This is a genomic window from Vibrio phycocola, from assembly GCF_054404255.1.
In genome coordinates this window covers 232,642-256,321 of sequence record NZ_JBTAMQ010000008.1, presented here as the reverse complement: position 1 = coordinate 256,321, position 23,680 = coordinate 232,642, and the positions used below count along the sequence as shown (strand labels likewise).

Below are 23,680 nucleotides of genomic sequence, written 5' to 3'. Positions count from 1 at the left end.
ATGGCATCAGTTGTAATTAATTCAATTGACGATATCAAGATCAATGGATTTGATATCGAATATAAGACACCGGAAGGCGAAACGAAAGTTATCACCGATGGGGTGATTGCAATTGCCGATGGTAGCCTGAGTGTGGAAACGCGTGAAGGTGAATTTTCGATGAATGACCTGATAAATCAATCAGGGGTCAATCTCGAAACCGCTTCTAGTGTGTTCCTTGAAAACAACTTATTTGCTTCGGGAAATTCCACCGATCAGGATCTCTTGATTGAAGGAACGAACGAGGGTGAAATACTTAGTGATGCAGAAAGTGGATCGTTACAAGCAGAGCAACTTGCCGAATTGCAAGCCGAACTTGAGGCTCAAAAGGAAGCGTTACAGCTTGCGATAGAAGAAGCGGGTATAGAACGCTTAGATACATTAGACGAACGATATCAACAGCTTAACGAATGGCAATTACAACTTTCTGCGAAAGAAGCTGAAATTGATGCTGAGCAAGAGGATTTACTTGAGCTTGCTGAAGCGATCGTTAGTCGAAGTGACGTAAACGGACAGTCATACGTTGAAGATTATGTCGTGGAATATGCCGGAGATGGCGTTGATGTTGACCCTGGGATCGAAACCAGTTCTGAACTTGTTCAAGCGATTGAAACACTCATCGAATCCCAACAAAGTGCTATTGAGTCTGCGGTTGCGACATCTTTAAGCGAAGAATCAAATACAACCTCTACAACACAATCTACCACGACTCCAACGAATACAACTAGCTCTTCGTCAAGCTCTTCAAGTTCTTCATCAAGTTCGTCTTCTAGCTCATCAAGTTCGTCTTCTAGCTCTTCAAGTTCTTCATCGACTTCGTCTTCTAGCTCCTCAAGCCCACAGCAAGAGGATGGTACGGGAGATAGTGAGGACGCAGGCCTTGAAGATTACTTAACCCTTCTGTTAGATAGTGAAGATGATTCGGGCTCGGTAGGGGATTTTATAACCAATCATAATACCGATCTAACGTTTTATGGCCAGACTGATCCAGAAACAACTGTTAACTTTGTTCTTATTGACGCCGATGGAAACACGGTTGTTGATGAATTTGTCGTTACTAATTCGTCTGGTGAGTACACCGTTGAACTTGATAGTATGTTTGCCGATGGGTCTTATTCGGTCAGCGTCAGTACGATACTTGAATCAGGTGTAGAGCTTCGTACCGAAGAAACATTTGTCATTGAAACACAAGCGCCAGATGCGCCGACAGTATCGCTTAGCACCGATTCAGATACAGCAGCATCATTTAATGATGCCGACGATACTCCAGGATATAACGTCGACACCTTAACAAGTGAAACAACGCCAACATTTGAAGGTACTGCTGAAGCGGGCACGATAATCACGCTATCGCTTGTTGATATTACTTCAGACTCAGACAATCCTACTTATACCGATTATACGGCCCTAGTCGATGACGACGGTAACTGGTCGCTCACCATTTCTTCACAGTTGGCTACAAACGGCACCTATGATTATTATGTTACCGCAACAGATACCGCAGGAAATGAGTCTGAGCGCACTGAGGCAAGCTTCACATTAGACACCAGTGTAACTTCGGAATCTGGCGATCTATCAGAAAGTTCAGACACCGCAGCAGATTATAATCAAGATAGCGATGGCCACAGCGATGGCATCACATCAAGCAGCTCTCCGAGCTTTAGTGGTACTGTCGAAGTTGACGCCGAGGTTACGTTGGTCATTAGTATCGATGGTGTCGATTACTTTGTTTCACCAACGAATAGCCAATATGTATTAAATGGTGAAGGTGCACAGTCATGGACGATAAACTCGACATCTGATGGTTATGATGGCGTGTTCACAGATATAGAGGATGGTAGCTATAGTTACTATTTCACCTACGAAGATGCAGCAGGAAATGTCGCTACATCAGATACTCAAACCCTTACAATCGATACCACAGCACCAACGGTTACAAGTAGCCTTACCACAGAGACTGATTCTGCTCCAGCAAACACGACCAACACAGATTTAAAACTGGATAACATCACCAATGATACTACTCCAAGTTTGGGTGGAGAGGCGGAAGCTGGTGCATATATTTCGGTCACCATTACATCAGCAGACGCAAGTGTAACCAATTCATACGATACGTTTGTGGATGACGACGGGAACTGGGTTGTAGAGCTCACTGAATACTTGGCACAAGGTGACTATACGGTTGATGTAACTGCGACTGATGCTGCTGGTAACTCAACCGATATCTCACACTCAATTACGATTGATACAGAGTCAGCGCTTTCTGTTACTACCGATATAGCGTCAAATATCATTGATCCTGTACAAACGCTAACAGGTACTGCCGAAGCAGATTCTATCATTACGATTTCAATCATCGCAACCGACGGAACCGAGTACACTCAAACGGTTAACGCTGATGAGAATGGTGATTGGTCATTAACGGTAGATGCCGCAGCAGGCTTAGCGGATGGGATATACAGCTACACGGTCTCAGCTGAAGATATTGCAGGAAATATCACTACAACGGATGCTGACAACTTTACCCTAGACACAACAGTCTCGCCATTTACAGTTGAGCTTGATAGTGATTCTAATAGTGGTGACATTGACGACACCATCACCAACGTGGCTACTCCGACCTTTAGCGGTACAGTAGAAGCGGGTAGTTCAATTTCATTTAACATTAATGGTGATGAATACACCGTTGATAGTAGCGATACATCTGATGGTACATGGTCAGTTACGCTTACAAATGCATTAACAGAAAGTGAAGATGCGTATCAATACACAGTGATCGCCACAGACAGTTTGGGCAATAATTCGACCCTAACCGGTGACGTTACGATTGATACCAGTATTAGTCTTTCCGGTGCACTTGATCCAGACAGCGATACGATGGATAACAGCGATGGCATTACCAGTGATAACACGCCACTATTCTCTGGTACGGGTGATTCTGGTGATACCATTAGCGTTACCATCACCAATACCGAGAATCCCAATTTAGCCGCAATAATTGAAACCGTGACGGTAGGTGATGACGGCAGTTGGTCAATCCAGTTTGCTGACGGTGCGCAGTTATCTGACGGTAACTACGAATATGTAATTAGTGCAGTCGATGATGCAGGTAATAGTACAAGTCTTGCTTCAGAGAGCCTGGTTATTGATACTCAGAACCCAGAAACGTTAACCGCAGGATTATCTGAGGAGAGTGATTATCTTTCTGCAAGTGAGCTTAGTGCCATTCAAGCTATCGATACCGATTACGTTGACACTCTAGATAATCAAACCACAGACGATACTCCTTCGTTAATCGGAAGTGTCGACGCAACTAATATCGACAGTGTTGTTATTTATCTCGACGGTAGTACGACTGGGTTAACCGCAACCTTAGCAACAGATGGTGACGGCAACCTGATTATTACCACCGACGGCAATGGTAACGAAGTGGTTGAATGGACACTAGATATCGACTCAGCTCTTGATGACGGTGAACACAGTTTTAGTATTACCGCGACGGACTTGGCGGGAAATAGCACAACATTATCGGATCAGACATTTGTTGTAGATAGTACCACCAATCAATTACAGGGTAACTTACTTGATGCCGAATCTGATACTGGCACACAAGACGATTATATTACCTCTGATCTCACCCCAAGTTTTAGTGGTAATGCTGGATCAGCTGAAGCTGGCTCAACGATTGTTCTCGATATTAATGGGGCAAGTTATGAAACAGTCACTAACGCAGACGGGAGTTGGTTTGTTACCACTGCAGATGAGTTAACGGAAGGAACGTTCAGCTTTACACTGACTCAAATTGATAGTACCGGTAACTATGCATCTGTAACAGATACACTGTACGTCGATACCAGCACAGACGTAACAATACAACTGGAAAGTGGAAGTGATTCAGGTGAGTTGGGAGATAATATTACCAATGTCACATCACCTACCTTTACAGGTACTGGTGAAGATGGTGCCACGATTGAGTTGACCATCAATGACCAAAACTACACGGAGACCGTAACCAGTGGAACATGGTCTATTGATGTATCGGGTCTCACACCGACGGCTGCTGATGAGAATACCGGAGCGCAAGAGTTTGATTATACCGTTACCAGTACTGATATCGCGGGTAATGTCGATAGTGAAACAGGTTCATTGACGGTCGACGATGAATTGATCTGGGATGGGGATCTCGACTCAAGCATGAATACTGCGTTGGGTGATGATGGGATAACCTATCTTGGTTCAACCTACGTAAGTTTTAGTGGAAGTGTTGAAGAAGGAGGAAGCGTTGAACTTACGGAGTTTAATGGCGTTACCTTAACCACGCCAATTGAAGCAACGATCAATGGTGACGGTACCTGGGATATTGATTTCTCGGCTTCTTCGGAACTACAAGGTCTAGTCAATGGCACGAATTATACCTATACGATAGAAGCGACTGATAGTGCAGGCAACGTAGATACAACCAGTGGGAACTTTACTGTAGAAACGGCACTACCTAAAATTCTAGAGCTAGATTTAGATTCAGAAACCGGACTTTCTGGTGTCGATACGAATACCGATTCCTCTTGGGACGACAATATTACGTCCGACACAACACCAACGATTTCTGGGTTAAGTCAGGTGGGTAATGACCTCACGATTGTAGTCACGGATTCGAGTGGAACAGTCATTGAAACCATTACAACTACCGTTGCCGATACTGATGTTGTTATCATCAATGAAGATGGAGAAGATCAAGAATTTGCTCCTTGGTCTATAGACTTGAGTGATTTAGGCTCTGATGCTGCATACACTATAACGGTTACCGCGGAAGATAATTCGGGTAGAACATCTTCCAGTAGTATCAATATTGAAATCGATACTCAAGCGCCGTTGGACCTAGAAAGCACGACATCTGACGATATTTTAACTAATGAAATGCCAACCTTTACCGGTTCTGTTGATGCCTCTGGTCAGCAAGTTACTCTAATTATTTCTAACCAAGATGGCACTGAAGCGTATTCGATTACCGAAACGTTTGCTGCTGATGAAGCTTGGTCGATTTCAGTACCAGATAGCACGCTTGATGATGGAAGCTATACCTATTCTATTGCTTCTCAGGATTTAGCTGGGAATTTAGGTGAGACGATATCGGCCAGTTTGGTCATCGATACAACGGGGCCTACATTTACAGCAAACCTAGACGATGCTTCGAATACTGGTGACACGAGTGATACGGTTACCTCTGATTCGCAACCAATCGTCAGCGGTAACATTGATGATCCTGACGCGACCATTAGTTTAGAAATCGACGGTCAAACCTATACTGATGCAACGATTACTGACAATGGTGATGGCACTTACGCGTGGGCGATCGCTGTTACAACACCGTTATCAGAGGGCGAGTCAAACTATACAGTTACTGCCACTGATGAAGTTGGTAATGCCAACATTGTAACTGGCGTAATTACTACCGATTACAGTATTGATGTGACCACTCAATTTGATTCACAAACCAATGAACTATCAGATGATAGCGTAATAAGTAACGATAATACGCCAACATTTAGCGGAACCGGCAATGGCGTTGGCGATACAGTCACACTGAATATCGACGGTATTGACGTTGATGGCGGGTCGGTGAGCTACACCTTTACAACGGAAGTTACGGATACCACCGATAGTGACGGAAATTATACCTGGGAGTATACAGTTCCAACGACAGATACCTTAGTCGAAGGTGATTATTCATACACCGTGACGGCGACAGATACCGCTGGAAATAGTGAAGCCGTATCAGGGGAAAGCTTTACAATTGATCTCGGAATCAGTGAATTTAGTGCATTGCTCGATTCAGAACATTCCGACGATGCTGAACCTTTCACACAAGACACATCTCCTAACTTTTCTGGTCAGGTTGAAGTTGGAAGTTCGGTTACCTTATTAATTGGTGGCGTGAGCCTTGCGGCAACCGTGAATGCAGATGGAACGTGGATAATTGATGACGGTGTTTGGGATAGCGCCGGTCTCGCTGATGGTTTGGTCGATGGTGAATACAGTTATTCACTAAGCGCAGAAGATGAAGCAGGAAATACCGATACGATTACTGGAACGTTAAATATTGATGCCTCGTTAAATTTCTCTGGTAGCTTAGATGACTCCTCTGATACCAAAGCAACCGATGCCAACGCAAATCCATTCAGCTACGATAATTACACCAGTGATAATACTCCGATGTTTTCTGGAACAGGTGATGAAAGTGATACTGTCACTTTGTCTATTGAAGCCGTTATATCTGGAGCAGGAACGGATAATGAGCTTACTGAGATCGTTGCAACTTATACTACAACGGTAGATTCAGGCGGTACTTGGGATATCAACGCCGAATCTGTAACGGCTGATGATGGCCAAATGTATACACTGGGTGACGGAGAGTACCGTTATTCATTAACCGCAACAGACACTGCTGGAAACAGTTCAGTTATATCTGAATTAATGACTATCGATACTGAGACATCGCTTTCTGGTCAACTACAAGATTCAACAGTCATCGATACCGGCAACAGTAGCACCGATGGCGTTACGCAAAATACGACGCCAATCTTTACAGGTACTGGCGAAAATGACGCTACCGTAACCTTGGTATTACATAACGAAGCTGACGGCTCTGATACGTCTGGCGATATCACTAAAACAGTAACCGTATCGGACGAAGCATGGTCGATTGCGTTTACAGACTCTGATGCTCTCAGTGATGATACAACCTACACCTATACCATTGTCGCAGAAGATATTGCTGGAAATGTGTCAGAAACTATCTCGGACAGTTTGGTTATTGATAACAGTGGCCCAGTTATTTCAGTTTCAGCTCACCTAGATACTTCAAGCGACAGTGCTCCGGTTGATGAATCACTGGTTAACAATCCAGCTAATGCCGACCTCGATGCCGATGGAATTACAGCGGATACAACGCCTCGTATCTCTGGCAGCGCCGAAATTGGTGCGTCTGTTTCTGTTGTTGAAACCGGATCAGATGCAGCTCCTGTAACAACAACAGTCGGAGATGATGGAAATTGGTATGTTGACTTAACGGAGATCTCTGGAGAAGGCACCCACGAGCTGACAGTTACCTACACTGATGGCGCTGGGAATACGACAACCGAGACCATGGATTTCGTACTCGATACACAAAATACTGTCGATGGCTCCCTTGATATTGGCAGTGATAGCGGACGAGATATTGGCAGCGATACCGACACACTCGAGGCTGCAACGGATTCGATCACTAACGCCGATACACTTGTGTTCTCTGGAACGGGTGACGAAGACCAGAAAGTGATCCTTCATATAAACGGCAGTACTTATGACGCTGTAGTTGAAGATGGAGAATGGGCGATTGATGTCTCTGGCCTTGCCGAAGGTACTTATGAGTATTATATCGATTCTAACGATACTGCCGGAAACTACGGTTCATCAGGTGTACAGAGTGTAACGGTTGACCGAACTGCCCCTGAAGTGACAACAATCTTGGATCTGAGTTCCGATACAGGAATACAAGGTGATGACATCACAAATGACAACTCGCCTTTGTTTAGTGGAACGACTGACGACGGTGATGCCATTGTACAGATTCAAATTGGCGGTGAGACAATTACTGCTGAAATAGGTGAATATGATGCTGACACCGGATTATGGTCTTGGAGCGCACAATGGACGTCGACGTTAACCGAAGGCGACCACGATTACACCATAACTGCAACCGACAAAGCTGGAAATTCAGTCAGTAATACCCAGACCCTAACCATAGATACGGTTGGAGAGATTACGGCAAGTATTGTCAGTGATTATATCGAAGAGGGTTCAGGGCTACTTATTGAAGCTGATGAACAGCTTATCTTTGCAGGAACTGCTGAAGTTGGTTCATCACTCGAATTGGTCATCACTGATAGTGAGGGTAATATCAGTAGTTATACCGACATTACCATTAGCGACAGCTACGATAGTGATGGTAACAATTGGACGTACACCTTAACCGCCGCTGAACAGGCTGCATTAAGCGACGGCAGCTACAGCTACCAAGTTGTTATGACGGATACTGCAGATAATGTTGGGAGCACGACTTCAGAAAACTTTATCATTGATACTCAAGTTGGTGGTTTTACATCAGAGTTAACCTCAGATTCGGGGCGTGCAACGGAATTCACCACCGATGAAATAACCAATGAACTTCCATTAACATTTAGCGGTTCTGCAGAAGAAGGCGCGACCGTGGTTGTTGCAATAGATGGTTACTCCTATCAGGCGGTGTTTGATGGCGTGGATCCTACCAGTTGGACGGTTATCGTCTCATCCGAATACTTAGTTTCTGGTGAAACATGGGAATCCGGTTATGCGTTAGATGCAGAAGGTGACTACGATTACAGTTTTACTGTCACTGATGTTGCTGGAAACCAGATCACGAGCACCACCGCATTAGACTCAGATTTAGTGGGAAATGGTACGGTTGTTGATGATTTAACTGGAACCATAACCATAGATAGCTCTGTCGATGCAACAGCACAACTAAGTGATAGTACTGATACAGGAAATGATTCAAGTGACGGCGTCACTCAGTCTGTGAATCCAATTTTTACTGGTTCGACAGAGCTGGATGCAGAAGTGACTATCTCCATATTGTTAGATGGTGGAGAAGTATATAGCGCTACCTTTATAAACAGTGAAGACGCCGCTGCTAGTAATGATCAGCTAACGTTTGTTGATACTGGAGGCGATACAGGTGAATGGTCGTATACCCTCTCTGATTCGTTATCAGAAAACAATGATTATACTTATGAAATTGAGGTGACGGATAAGACTGGAAACACTTCGGATACGATTTCAGGTTCAATAAGTATCGATAATGAATCGAGTGTCTATATTTCCGGTATCAGCTCATCATCTGATTCTGCACCGGAAGGTGTGGCGGATGATGACGCACGCCTTAGCGACCAGATCACCAACATAACCCCAACTCTTGAAGGAACTACAGAAGCAAATGCTGAAGTAAGCGTGATATTGACCACTGTCGACGGAACGGAAATCACACTGACTACTACTGCTGATTCTGATGGGGCGTGGAACCTCAATTTACAAGGTAACGACACACTTGACGATGCTGGGTTGTTGGACTTAGATGGTAACCTTAATGAGGATGGTGAGTACTATTACAGTGTCACTTCTACAGATGTTGCTGGTAATGTGAGTAGTAGCGAAACTGGCAGTTTTGAATATGATTCTACTGCAGAAACCGAATTCGCGTTTTCAGGAGGCTTGGCTCAAACTGAAGAAAGTGATACAGGATTACATCAAGATGACGGCATAACTACGGCACAATCTCCGACATTTAGTGGCTTTGGTGAGGTTGGAGCGAGCGTTGAATTAACGATAGATGGTCAAACGTATACCACAGAAGTAATTAATAGCGATGGTTCTTGGACTATTGATCTTGCCGAAGAGTCCACTGTACTCGATGCAGGCGATTATAGTTACACATTATCGCTAACTGATGATGCTGGTAACACAACAGCGCTTGATGCACAGCAGGTAACCGTTGATTTAACCGATCCCATCGCTACCGCAGAACTTGAAAACAGTAGTGAGTCTGACACCGGTACGTACAATTCAGATGACTATACATCTAATATACAGCCTGTATTTGAAGGGACGGTAGATGAAACGTCCAATATAAGTTTTACTATTTACCAGAAAAATAGCGATGGTGATGTAGTTGATAGCTTTACCTATGATGTGGAAGAGGTAACGGATACGTGGTCAATCGATTTATCCAGTACTGACTATGAAATGACCTCATCAGGTACTTACTATTACGCGGTCACTGCGACAGACCTTGCAGGGAATGAACTCGCCAGCAGCGAATACAGTTTCACTTTAGACCTCGAAAATACGCTACAAGTGGACATCGATGCAACAAATAACAACGGTGCGGTAGATAGTCCTGCGGTCATCTCTGGCGATACCACCACAATACAGCTAGCGGACAAAATCACTAATGACTCCGAGTTACACTTTACCGGTAGCGGTGAAGCGGGTGATACCGTAGAGATTACCGTTTACGATAGTGATAGCAATGCCGTTGCAACAGAAACCATCGTTCTTCCAGGAACACAGGGCAATGGTACGTCTGAAACCTGGTCATTCGATACCGAAGCATTATTAGATCAGGCGGATAACTCACTTTCCGAAGCCTTCACTTATAACGTTACATCAACGGACTTAGCTGGAAATACTAAAACCTATACGGGTTCGGTAACGGTTGATCAAACCATTGTGACGACATTAACCACCGAAGGCTTAACGGATGCATCCGACTCCGAGCCGAGTGGTGTGTCAGAACAGAATGATAATATTACTTACTTAACCCCAGTCCTAGAAGGAACAGTAGGTGATGAAGCAGTCAGCGTAGACATTATATTAACGTCTATCGATGGCATTGCATTAACGAGTGATGAAGCTGATCGAACATATACCGCAACGATTACAAGTGGAGAGTGGGAAGCGGAAATTGATGGCTTAACCATTGATGGTGTCTATGCCTATGATGTGGTGGCCTACAACGACCTTGGTTCGGCATCTGATACGGTGAGTGGTTCTTTTGAAGTTGATACTGTGATTGATCAATTCACAGGAACGATGAATTACGACAGTTCGAGTGCAGACGAAACAGGTGATGTTGTTAAGGTTTCGACTGAACCTGGATTTTCTGGAACAGGTGAAGTTGGCGCAACGGTCACCGTTGAATTCTTCTTGGTTAATGGTGATGGGTCTACTATTTCACAGGGTACTGAAGCTGCAACTGTCAACAGTGATGGCGAATGGGTCATAGTCGCGAGCGATTACAGTGGCTTGAATCTAGAATCTGGAGATTATGCCTATGAGATCGCGATTACTGATATCGCCGGCAACACCAATTCAGAAGAAGATTTGATCACTGGTTCATTTGAACTCGATTTTACCTTACCAATTATAGATTCTATTGATCTGGTCACTAGCAGCGATACTGGTGACTCTCAATATGATGATTATACCAATGATACCACACCAGCCTTTTCTGGTGCGGTGAGTAATGCTGATTCAGGAACGACGGTTGTCATAACTATTACTAACTCTGATACGAGTTATGACTTTACAACGAGTGTGGACACTGACGGAAATTGGTCTATCGATCTCGCAAGTGACACTGATGACACCGGGGCTTCGGTTGAACTGACTGATGGTGAATATGACATAAGTGTTGTCGCAACCGACAGTGTTGGTAATGTCAGTGAAATTAACGCAGCGAGCACCGAGTCGTTCACCATCGATACTGTAAATACCTTATCTGGAGAAATGGAATCAGGTGAACAAGATACAAACGACCTTAGTACTACAGCTACGTCAACTCTGGGTGATGGTTCAATATTAATAGAGCAGCCCGATAGAATTACAAATGACGCTACTCCAAGTTTCAGCGGAACAGGAGAAGAAGGCGATGTCGTTACTTTATCGATTACTCATGATGATGGAGACGGTGCTGTTGAAGTTTATACCACAACAGCAACGGTAGAATCTGGAGAGTGGACAATTGACGTTGACTCCGACCTTTCGGCGGATGGCGAGTATGCCTACAGTATTACTTCAAGTGACTTAGCGGGTAACAACACTGAAGTTCAGGGCGAGTTTACCCTTGATACTGGTAATCCGAGCGGATTAACGTCTTCTGGTTTAACCATTGGTTCAGATTCGGGGACGTCCGATTCAGATAATATAACCAATCTTACCCCAGTCTTAGAAGGTACCGTTGAAGATAGTGAGGGTATGACGGTTTCTGTTACGTTAGTGAGTAAAGATGGTGTTCCGTTAGATGCGGGCAGTTATACCTATGATGCGACAGTAGCGAATGGTACGTGGGAAGTAAGCTTGACCGGCCTGGATGATGATTCAGGTTTGTTAGATGGAGAATACGCATACACGGTTACTGCTACTGATATAACTGGCAATATTAGTGTTATTTCTAGTGACGAACTGACATTTGCTCTAGATAATTTGGTTGATCCAAAAACTGCTGTTCTTCAGTCTACAACAGATGAAGATATTGATGGTAATACCGTTACAAACGATCAAACACTTAACTTTAGCGGTACAGGTGAAACCGACTCGACAGTGACGGTTGAGATTTATCAAGTTGATGAATATGGCGTAGTTTCAACGGACGTGAGTGCTACGGCAACAGCCTCAGTGTCAGAAAGTGGAACTTGGAGTATCAACGATGATGATTATGCCGATTCATTAACCGCCGGAACTTACCAATACCAAGTATCGATAACTGATACTGCAGGAAACACAGAAACGATTGTTGAGGGAAGCGATACCGAAATCATCGTTGATATCTCGGGCCCGACCATTGAGTCGTTTACGCTAAGCGAATCGGCTGATACTGGGGATTCTACGTCTGATGGTATAACGAAGGATACTTCACCTGCTTTTAACGGCGTGATCAGTGAAGAAGGGACGATTACCTTGACGATCGTACCCACTAATAATGATGGCGATCAAATAACAGAACAAGCGGTCACTGTTGAAGGTATTACAACTTCGTATGACTCGGGCAGTGGTAGTTGGATTTGGGATTATGATCTTTCCAATAATTCTAGCATCGCAGCTTTAACAGACGGTAGTTACGAATATTACGTAAGTGCTAGTGATATCAATGGCAACTCTTCGGCTATATCTGAAGCGCAGGGCTTTGACGTTGATACTACCAATGAACTGAATGCTGATATGGATTCAGGGGCTCAAGTTAATGATTATGAATCAGCGAACTACAATGCGACTGATTCAACTGATGACAATGAAATTTGGACCAATCCAGACCGAATTACTAACGATTTGACTCCAACATTTTCTGGCTCAATTGAAGCATCTGATGATTCCGTTAGCCTCGTCATTTATGCTTCAGATGGAACAACGCAGATTTTAGTCACAACGGTAACCGCCGATTCCAATGGTGATTGGGATTACGATTTAGGCTCAGATGCGGCTAAGGCGCTATTGGTTGCGAGTGGGTATGCTGATGGAGAGCTGACTGACGGAGATTTCTCATACACCATTTCATCTACTGATGTGGCTGGAAATACAAAAACCTATGAAGGTGATTTTGAAATAAAAACTGACTCAGAAGTCACAGTGTCCTCCGATGGGCTAACTGATGACTCTGATTCTGAACCAAATAATGATACGACTACTTATAGCGATGAAAATAACGATAACATCACCAATCTATCCCCGATTTTAGAGGGAACAACAACGGGTGGAGCCGACTTTATTTCTGTTGTACTGACGAGTTACACAGATGTTGACGGCACTGAAACTACCCTTACCGAAGCAGACAATACATATACCGTTGTCGTTGAAGATGATGGCAGCTGGACCGTAGAGTTAAGTGATCTTCTGGAAAGTGATGGCAGTGCTGACGGGACCTATAGCTACAAAGTTATTGCTTATGACGGTGTCACTATCGAAGACGCGGTTGCCATCGAACTTGATGCAGATAACGCTGACAGTGAAGATATCTTAAGCTTTGTTTTGGATAGTCAATTTAATACTGATACCGCGAGTGCTACTGTCGATGACCTTGTTAACGTCACATTGGCTGATTCTTCGGAATATGATGCGGTTGACTCAGGTAATATTTTATTGAAAGGGACCGCCGAGCAAGATGCGGTGGTAGAAGTGACCATTTATCAAGTTAACGGTGATGGTTCGCGTACAGAGCTCGGTACGATTACTACGCGTGCATCTGTGGAAGATTCAGACGTCGATACAGACGATACTTACGTTTGGACAATTAACAGTAGTACCGACGGCTACAGCGATGTTATTGGATCAGGTTTGGCTGATGGTACCTATCAATACGATGTAACGTTAATCGACATTGCTAATAACACGACCACTATTGATACCGAAGAGTTTGTTGTTGATAGTACTGCTCCAACGTTGACGGTTTTAGGATTACTTAGTGAGAGCGATAGTGGAGACTCTAATTCTGATGCGTACACGAATGTAGCAACGCCAACCATTATTGGTACGGCAGATGAAACAGGTACGATTACGTTAACTATTACAAATGGTGACGATATCTATCAAGTTATTCAGGCGATAGATGATACCGGAGATTGGAGCATTGAACTTCCGGCAGAATACGAGCTGACAGAAGGTGAGTGGAATTATACAGTTTCGATGACCGATGAAGTGGGTCTTACCACCACGTCTAGCCCGTCATCGTTTACCGTCGATTTAACCAATGAGCTTACTGCCGACATTGCAGCAACTCAAATCGATGGCAGTGATACAAGTACTTCTGCAACTGACGAGTCTGGAGCGGTAACCGTAACTCTTCCTACCTCAACCACAAATAATGGGGAACTGAGTTTTAGCGGTGAAGCAGAAGATGCAGATAGCGTTACAATTAGCATTACAAATGATTCAGGGTATTCATACACAGATACCTTTACTATCACCACAGACAGTGATGATGAAACGCTTGAAAATTGGACTTATACCTTAAGTGATTCGAATATTTTAATTGACGAAGGGACATATCATTACACTATAACTTCATCGGATTTGGCGGGAAATGAGAAAACCATCGAAGGTGATGTTATCTATGATACGACCCAAAGTACGGTAACCGTTTTAGGTGTGAGTGATGACACTGACTCAACAAGTGTCCCAAGCGATGATGTCAATTATATCTCTTCAGAAAATCAAGATAATGTAACAAATGTAGACCCAACCCTTGAAGGAACAGTCGATAGCGCCGTTTCAATTTCAGTTCAATTAGTGTCGGTTACAACAGGCGGTAGTACCGTCACGTTGGACCCAAATAGTTACAGCTATAGCGGTACTGTTAGTGATGTACTAAATGATTCTGATACCTATGATTGGAGCGTATCGGTTGATGATATCGTAAGCACGATCAGTGCTGGCAGTGATAGTAACCTTACTGAAGGAACGTATGCGTACCAAGTTATCGCAACTGACAGTTCGGGTAACGTTACTACTTTAACCGATGGAGGCTCTGAAGAACTGTCATTTGACATTGATCTCAGTGTTGATGCATCGACCAGCGAAGGTTACCTCCACACTACAGATAACGATACAGGTAGCAGTGACTCCGATCAGATCAGCAGTGACACTAAACCGTCGTTTAGTGGTAATGGTGAAGCGGGATCTCTGGTTACGGTAACGATTTACGACGGAGATTCTGCCGTTGGCGTATTTACCACTCGAGTGAGTGACGTAGATGGTGACGGAGATGGCAACTATTCTTGGGCATTAGATACTTCGTCGGCTGATTATGGTTTCTCAGGGTTGGCAGATGGTGAGTACACGTATGCTATTTCGGAGACCGATATTGCCGGTAATACGACCGACATAACACCGACTAACAGTGCGACGTTTGAAGTGGACACTACCGCGCCAACGATAACGGATTTCGACATGATCTCCGATACTGTGAAGGACGGTTATACAGCAGACGCGAGCCCAACTTTCGAAGGAACGGTGTCGGATGCTAACGCTGTCACCCTTACTTTAACTGTCACGGATGCCGGTGGATCCTCATACGATATTGACGTCGATGTTGCTGAAGGTGATACCGATTGGAGTATTGATTTATCGGGTACAGTACTGAGTGATGGAGAAGCTAGCTATTATATTACCGTTGTTGATAGAGCTGGTAATAGTTCAGTAAGCGACACTCAAACATTTATCGTTGATACTACTAACAGCCTGACCGGAGCGATGACCACAGACTCTGACTCCGGGGCTGATGATATTAATAATTATACTGATCTTGATGCGACCAATATGTCATTTGAAGGTACTGGCGAGGTAGGAACTACCGTGTCTATTACCATTAGTGATAGCACTGGTGACGTGGTAACTATAACCGGTGTTACGATAGATACGGACGGCAATTGGAATTATACCCTCACACAGGATCAAGAAGATTTACTGAGTGATGGCACAAGTTACGAATACGAGATTAGTTCAACCAATACAGTGGGTATCACTAAAACCATAAGTAACAATGGTACAACTCTGGTTGCTACGATTGATGGGACCGAGACAACACTGTCATCTGAATCCACGACGATTAATTATGGATTTATTGTTGATGAAAGTTCACCAGATGCTGCGATAGTGGATGGTCTGAGTTTTGATACTGATACCGCTGCAGAAGTTTACATCGACTCTGAAGATACAGACCGGAATGACAATACGACCAATCTAACTTCTCCAACAATAGAAGGAAGCTTCTCTGCCCTAGAAATTGTTGACGTCGATGGTGTAGAAACAACACTTGTTGAAAGCGTAGACGTCGTTTTGTTGTCCGTCACCGCTGATGGAACGACGACAACACTCACCGATGTTAGTTTTAGCGCCACAATTAATGGGACTGACTGGAGTGCAATACTTGACTTGGAAAGTTATGGAGATGGCGTCTACTCGTACGAAGTGGTACTTACCGATATTGCAGGAAATACTTCGACGCAGACATTGGACTCAGAAGGGAATGCTCTTGAATTAACCTTAGATACGACAGCGCCTGAGACGCCAACCAATGATGGCTTCGGTGATGCAAATGATTTCCTTGACCACGGTGGCGATACGGATACTGGTAATACGAATGATAATTCGACCAGTAATACTCAACCTACCTTTACTGGTTTTGCCGAAACTGGCTCTTTGGTGACATTAGTCATTGCAGGAAACGCCTATTCAACCACCGCTGATGCGATCGATGGTTCATGGACCATTAGTTTACTTTCTGAAGGTGCAGCAGAACTATCAGATGGAACCTATACCTATACAGTCACTTCAGAAGATAAAGCAGGCAATAGTACACTCGTTGATGCCGAAATCGAGATTGATACTGCTGGGCCAGAGATTGTCTCAGTCGAACTTGAACCAGACCTATCCGTTGAAGATGACACTTGGGCGGATGAAACTGACGCTGATCTGAAGTCTGAATTAGAAGATCGTTCTACAACGACAACAGAAGTCATCGATGGCAATACCAGTTATACCGTACCACTGCTTGGTGAGGCCTCTCCGGTCTTTACGGTCTCAGCAGAAGCGGGTACGACGGCGACCTTAACAATTACTGATCTCGAAGACGCCGATATTGAATATACCTATGAAATTACTATTACTGAAAATGAGTCGGATAGTACCTCAGGAACGTATTCGGTAAATGGCGTCGAAATGGGTACAGTGAATCTTGATGCTGAAGGGGTTGCGACCATTACGGTTGAAGTCGATGAGCTTGCTGTCGATACCAACGGACAAGCAGAATATAGATATGAAGTGAGTGCCGTTGACGACGCTGGGAATGAAGCATCGAATGTGATTATAGAAACTCCGGAAGTTGATGGGTTAACGGTCGACGAAGGGTATTTCGCTCTTGATGTCACTACGGACTTGAGCAATGTCGCATTGTCCGATGGCAGCGACACTGGGTCAGATGATAGCGATCATGTAACCTATGATCAAACACCTGTATTTGAAGGTGAAGGGGAAATAGGTGCAGCCATTGAAATCGAGATTGTCGATTCCAATGGGGATACTGTTACAACGGTGAACACAGAAGTTGGTTCTGATGGTACTTGGTCTCTTGAGGTCGATAGTGAGCTAGCATCCGGCGATTACTCAGCAGTGATTACCGCAACTGATACAATGGGTAATCAGGTTAGTGAGACGATCGATGATCTTACTATCGATAGTGATGCACCGTTAGCAAGTACCATCACATCAGTAATGCCTCTTTATGACGTTACCTCTAATACTTCTTACGATTATGGACAATCTGGTGACTACATTACGTCCGCACAAACGGTCTACATTAGTGGCGCGGTGTCGGATATTTCTAGTGAAGTTGAAGAAGGTTCAATCATTACGATAACGGTATACGAAATTGATGTTGATGGAAATATCGTATCTGGCGGCGTAAGTACAATCGCAACTGCAACGGTATTAAGCAATAATACATGGGCTGCTGAAGCCACTCTAAATGTAAATGATACAACTCACTTTGGTTACTCTGTGTCAATTACAGACTTGGCAGGAAACCAAAGTAGTTCGACCATTTCGACCGAAACGGATGGTTTACAGACCTTCACAATCACACCTGTTGAACTGACGTTTACTGAATATGAAGATGTGAGTTCAGGCGCTGAAATTGATGGTCAATATCAAGGTAGTAGTACATCCTATTTCTATACTCAATTGTCTACTTTTAATGCAGTCGGTCAATTGGCTGATAATATAGATACAGATGATGTCAGCATCACTGTAGTGGATGAAAATGGCGACCCAATTTCGTCGAGCCTATACAGCTTCTCGTTAAACGACGCCACAGCTGATGATGGCGTGCAAACATGGACGCTCAACTTTGGTGGTTTATCCGATGGTACATACACCTATACTATTAACGTCAGTGATGAGAATGGGTTAACGAACTCGTTGTCTAACAGTGTCACTGTTGATAACGCAATTCCAACAGCACCGACATTAGTGTCTATCAACGGTGAGTCGGTTGTAGATCAAACATATTTAATTAATGACGAAGCGACATTCTCTGGGACGACGGAACCTTATGCGACCGTTACGCTTTACTTTAGTGCAACCAATTCTGGTGGAGGGACCGATTACTCTATTACTACGGTTGCAGATAGTAGTGGTAATTGGGTCTTGGACATCGATTCTGCTAATACTGCGACCACTGATTATACCGATGAGCTAGATGGTGAGTATTACTACAGCTTTACAGCAACAGATCTCGCGGGTAATGAAAGCGCGGCGAGCACTCCTTATCTAGTCAATTTCGACTCTACTGCTCCTATATTCAGTACAGTTTCGTTTAGCGCAGACGAAAATACCAGTGATGGTGATAGCGCTGATACATTTGCTCTCGACGATGACTGGTGGGTAGTCGGTGCACAAGAAGAGATGATTATTTCTGGTGAAATCACCGATACGGGAAGTAATTTAGATTCTCTAACGCTAACTGTTAATGGTACCGATTATTCTGAATATATTTCATTGGTTGGTGGTTCATTTACCGTTGACTTCGATGCCTTGTTAGATGCAATAAATGCCGTAGAATCCGAACAATTTGACCAATACTCATTGGTATTTACCGCGACGGATACACACGGCAATGAAACTCGTTTTGAAAAAATACTAAATTACGATGAAACGATAAGTATTACAGCATCACTCTCTGCGACTTCGGACAGTAATTCAGATGATATTACCAATGACACGACTCCAACCTTAGTTGGTGTAACCACAGACAATGCATTTGTGACCATTTATGGCAGTAATGGTACAACGGTAATTGGAACAACTACCGCAGATAACAATGGTGCATGGAGTTATACGTTTAGTGAGCTTGTTTCGGGAGACTATACCTACATCGTTACGGCGGCAGAGGATGTCAGTGGAAGCAATGAAACTGCTGGAGTGAGTGTTAGTTTCGAAGTCGATGCAACGGCGCCCGTGTTGTCAACCATAACCATTTCATCATTAACCGCTGACAGTGATGGGCTTGCTGATAGCGACGGTGTCGTTGATGGTGATGATGGTAGTATTTACGATGTTGCCGATTCAAGTACCGGCAATGGTGATTCGGCACCTATCTTAACGACGAAATATAATACGGTCTTGATTGAAGGGGCTGTTGACGATATTACCGCGACCGTTGAAGTATTCATTGGTGGGCAATGGCATGATGTGGATGTTGACGGAAGTGGCGCATATAGCTTCAATATTACCCTTGCCGCGTCTGACGATGCCTATACCTACCAAATTAAAGCGACCGATATTTCTGGAAATGAAACGTTAACTGAAAGTACCGTAACGATTGAGCCGAGTACGGTTACCATCGACGTTGACGATCTTTCGACTGATTCACTTACTGTAACAACCGATGAGAATGGTCAGGAACAATTGGTTATCAATGGTGATGTCACCACTGGATTGACCTTAGCGCTAAGTGGCACAACAGCAGCAGGAGCAACCTATATAGTGTATCTTGCTGATGCTGATGGCAATATCGTGACTGATGTTGATTCAAATAGCGTATATGAGTTCGAGGGCACAGCTGATAGCAACGGTGTATGGGAAATTAACAACACTGGCTTAGATTTGGATGATTTAGTCGATGGTTATCAAATTATTATCGAATCATCAGGGCGTACTGACACGATAGAAATTGTCGCTGATACTGATGTTGAATTGACGGATATTCAAGTACTAGGTCAAGAAGAGTCAGGAAGTGAATACTTTAACGCTGCTAATGTCACTGGCGATATTATTAGCGGTACAACCGATCCAGGCGCGACGGTAACTATTGCTCTGACCAATACGACAGCAACGTCGGGTATTACAGAGTTTACCGAAGCTGATGTGTCCGTTATTGTCGATGCAAATGGCGATTTTACCATAAGTAACAGCGGTGGCGCGCTTTCCGATGGATCTTATGAGTTTACGATTACAACAACAGATAGTTCTGGGAATGTGGCTACCGAAACCGGTACGTTTGTTATCGACACTGAAGCCCCAGATATCGCGATTGGCAATATTGTGACTTTGAGTGAAGTCGATGACTCTAATGTAGAAACGACCATTTCCTCTGGTTCTACTACAGCAGAGGACAGTGTTCAATTCAGCGGTACAATTAACTTATCTGATGACGACTATAACAAAGTGACTTTGGTTGTAACCGATACGTTGGGCTCTGAGTCAAGTTATGTGATTAGGTCTGATGATGGATCTTCTACTTCCGATGGTGTTTCATTTAATTCAAGTACTGGAGAGTGGTCTTTAACGTTAGACAATCTAACTGATGGCGACTATAGCTATGCCGTGTATATCGAAGATTCAGCTGGAAACGAAACCCAGCAGACTGCCGATGACGGTAGTTTCACGGTTAAGACTTCGATAAGTGATAGTGAAATCAGCTACAGCTTAATAGGTGGAACAGAAGATGGAACTAATGCCTATACGACGACTGATGACACCTTTGATGTTGAGTTTAGTTCTTCAAGCACAACGGGAGTTACAGTGGTCGCTACCTTATTCCAAAGTGGTGTGGCTATATCAACACCTGTGGAAATAACTGTTGATGATAGTGGGTCTCAAACGATTAATTTTGCCTCTGTTGATGCTTCAGGTGATGGTACGTATCAAGTTGAAACGGTTATTACCGATATCTACGGTAATACCACAACTGAATACATGACAGTGGAATACTCATCGACAGTATCTACGTTATCGATAGAATTACCGAGTGATACTGGCGCAAGCGATAGTGATGGCGTAACTAGCGATTCGACCGTAACAATATCCGGAATTTCGTCTAGCGAAAATGGGTGGTTGTATTCGATTGATGGTGGGAGTACGTGGTATGCAGGTTCAACCAGCTTAACCGATGAAGGCGATGGTACTTACAGTGCAACCTTTGCGCTTGGTGATGGTGTTTATACTGCCGGCGATATAGTAGTAAAACAAGTTGATGATAACGGCAATGAAAGTTCCGAAACCTCATCAATATCGGATATTACGATTGATAATTCAGCGCCAAATGCGGTGTCGCTAACATTAGACAATGATACTGGCACAGTGGGCGACAGTATTACTTCTGACGGTACGATAAATGTTTCGGGCATCGAAGGTGGTGCAACGTGGACGTATTCTTACACCACATCAGGTGGCACGGTCACCTCGAGCAGCTTCGCATCAACAGTGACGAGTTTTGAACTTGACCCAGAGGTGTACACCAGTGTGACCGTGACGGTGACGGACAGCGCGGGTAACTCAACGACGACCTCATTATCTGATATTACCGTTACAGGTACGATTTCGGCTCCAACTCTTACTTTACCGTCTAATACAGGTGTTGATGCAACCAACGACACTACCGTAACTATTTCAGGTATAAGTAGTGGCAACAGTTGGATGTATTCGGTAGATAACGGGGCAACTTGGTATCTTGGCTCTGGTACCAGTTTTGAGTTAAGCGATGGCGATTATTCGACTGGTGATATCCAAGTCAAACAGATCGATAGCAGCAATAATGAGAGCGCAGTAACTTCATCAACATCGGATGTTACAGTCGATACTCAAGCACCGGATTCAGTGTCTTTAGCACTAGATAATGATACTGGAACTGTAGGAGATAGCATTACCTCCGATGGGCAGATTAATATTACAAGTGTTGAAAATGGTGCGACGTTAGAATATTCAACCAATGGCTCTACTTGGACACCGCTTACAAGCAACGCGAGTTCAAGCACAACCTATAATTTCACGTTAGGTACGGGTACGTATTCATCCATATACGCTCGCGTAACGGATAGCGCTGGCAATTCGACCACAAGTACGCTTTCAAATGTAACAGTAACCGCGAGTTCTTCAACCATTGCGATTGCGTTAAATAGCGATACGGGCGAAAGCAACAGTGATGGTGTGACGTCAGATGCAACTGTGAATGTGTCTAATGTGACTTCTGGAAACAATTGGATGTACTCAATTGACAATGGATCAACTTGGTTTATTGGTAGTGGCTCAAGTTTTGAGTTATCAGATGGAAGTTACAGTTCGGGAGCCATACAGGTTAAGGAAGTCAGTGCGAGCGGTGAAACATTGGGAACAGCATCATTAAGTGGATCGTACACCATCGACACATCAACACCTATTGTGTCATTGTCGAGCGCACTCAATGAAATCTCTGGCCACACAAACGAAGCGGTGACCTTGGATTTCGACTACGACAACAACGGAAGTGTAGACCACTCAATTGATGTTGCGGCGAATAGTAATTGGAGTGTTAGTGCTGATGATTTAGGCCTCACTAATAATGATGCTGCGTATACCGTTGATATAACAGCGACCGACAGTGCAGGAAACAGCCTGGATAATCTCGATGTTCTGTTAAATGTAGATACGGTTGACCCGACTTTAACTAACTTCACCATTTACGATGATGTAACCAGTGGTGACACGGATGATACTGGCTTCCTTTCGAACGGTTCTTGGACCAATGACAGCCAGCCAACCTTTGAGGGAGAAACTGAAAGTGGTGCAACTGTGTCATTAACGATTGGTTCCGATGTCTACGAAGCTACCGCATCAAGTGATGGTTCATGGAGTATCACCCTTGGCACTCCACTTGATGATGGCAGTTATTCTTACTCGGTTTCGATTACTGACGATGCTGGCAATAGCTTGAGTAATGCAGCATCAGGAACATTAAATATTGATACTACGGCTCCAACGTACGAGAATTTAGCGACTGATTCTGGTACTGGTGCGGTGAGTTTTGACGTTAGTGAAGTAGGTAGTGGTATTAGTTCGATTAGTGCTATTTTGAGCGATGATACAGCATTGACTGTTGACATGAGTAGTCTTGTTAATAATGAGGGAACAGTAACAGTGAGTGATAATGATACGGGTACGACATCGGATGTTGTTATCACCATCACTGACGTTGCCGGAAATGAAACTCAGATAGATACTGATATCTAAACTCATCTGGTGAGATAGAAAAAGCCAGTCACAT

Annotated in this window: 1 protein-coding gene; it reads left to right on the top strand. The window is 44.0% G+C overall.

What is annotated here, in order from left to right:
* The gene (locus ACXJY6_RS12770; protein ID WP_456049946.1) at positions 1 to 23,646 is read left to right on the top strand and encodes an Ig-like domain-containing protein; all 23,646 of its coding nucleotides are present in this window, start codon (positions 1 to 3) and stop codon (positions 23,644 to 23,646) included.
* Positions 23,647 to 23,680: the final 34 nt, after the last annotated feature.

What these genes read in the sequence shown, in the direction of transcription:
- ACXJY6_RS12770 (WP_456049946.1), top strand. Translation starts at nt 1, where the DNA reads ATGGCATCAGTTGTAATTAATTCAATTGACGATATCAAGATCAATGGA.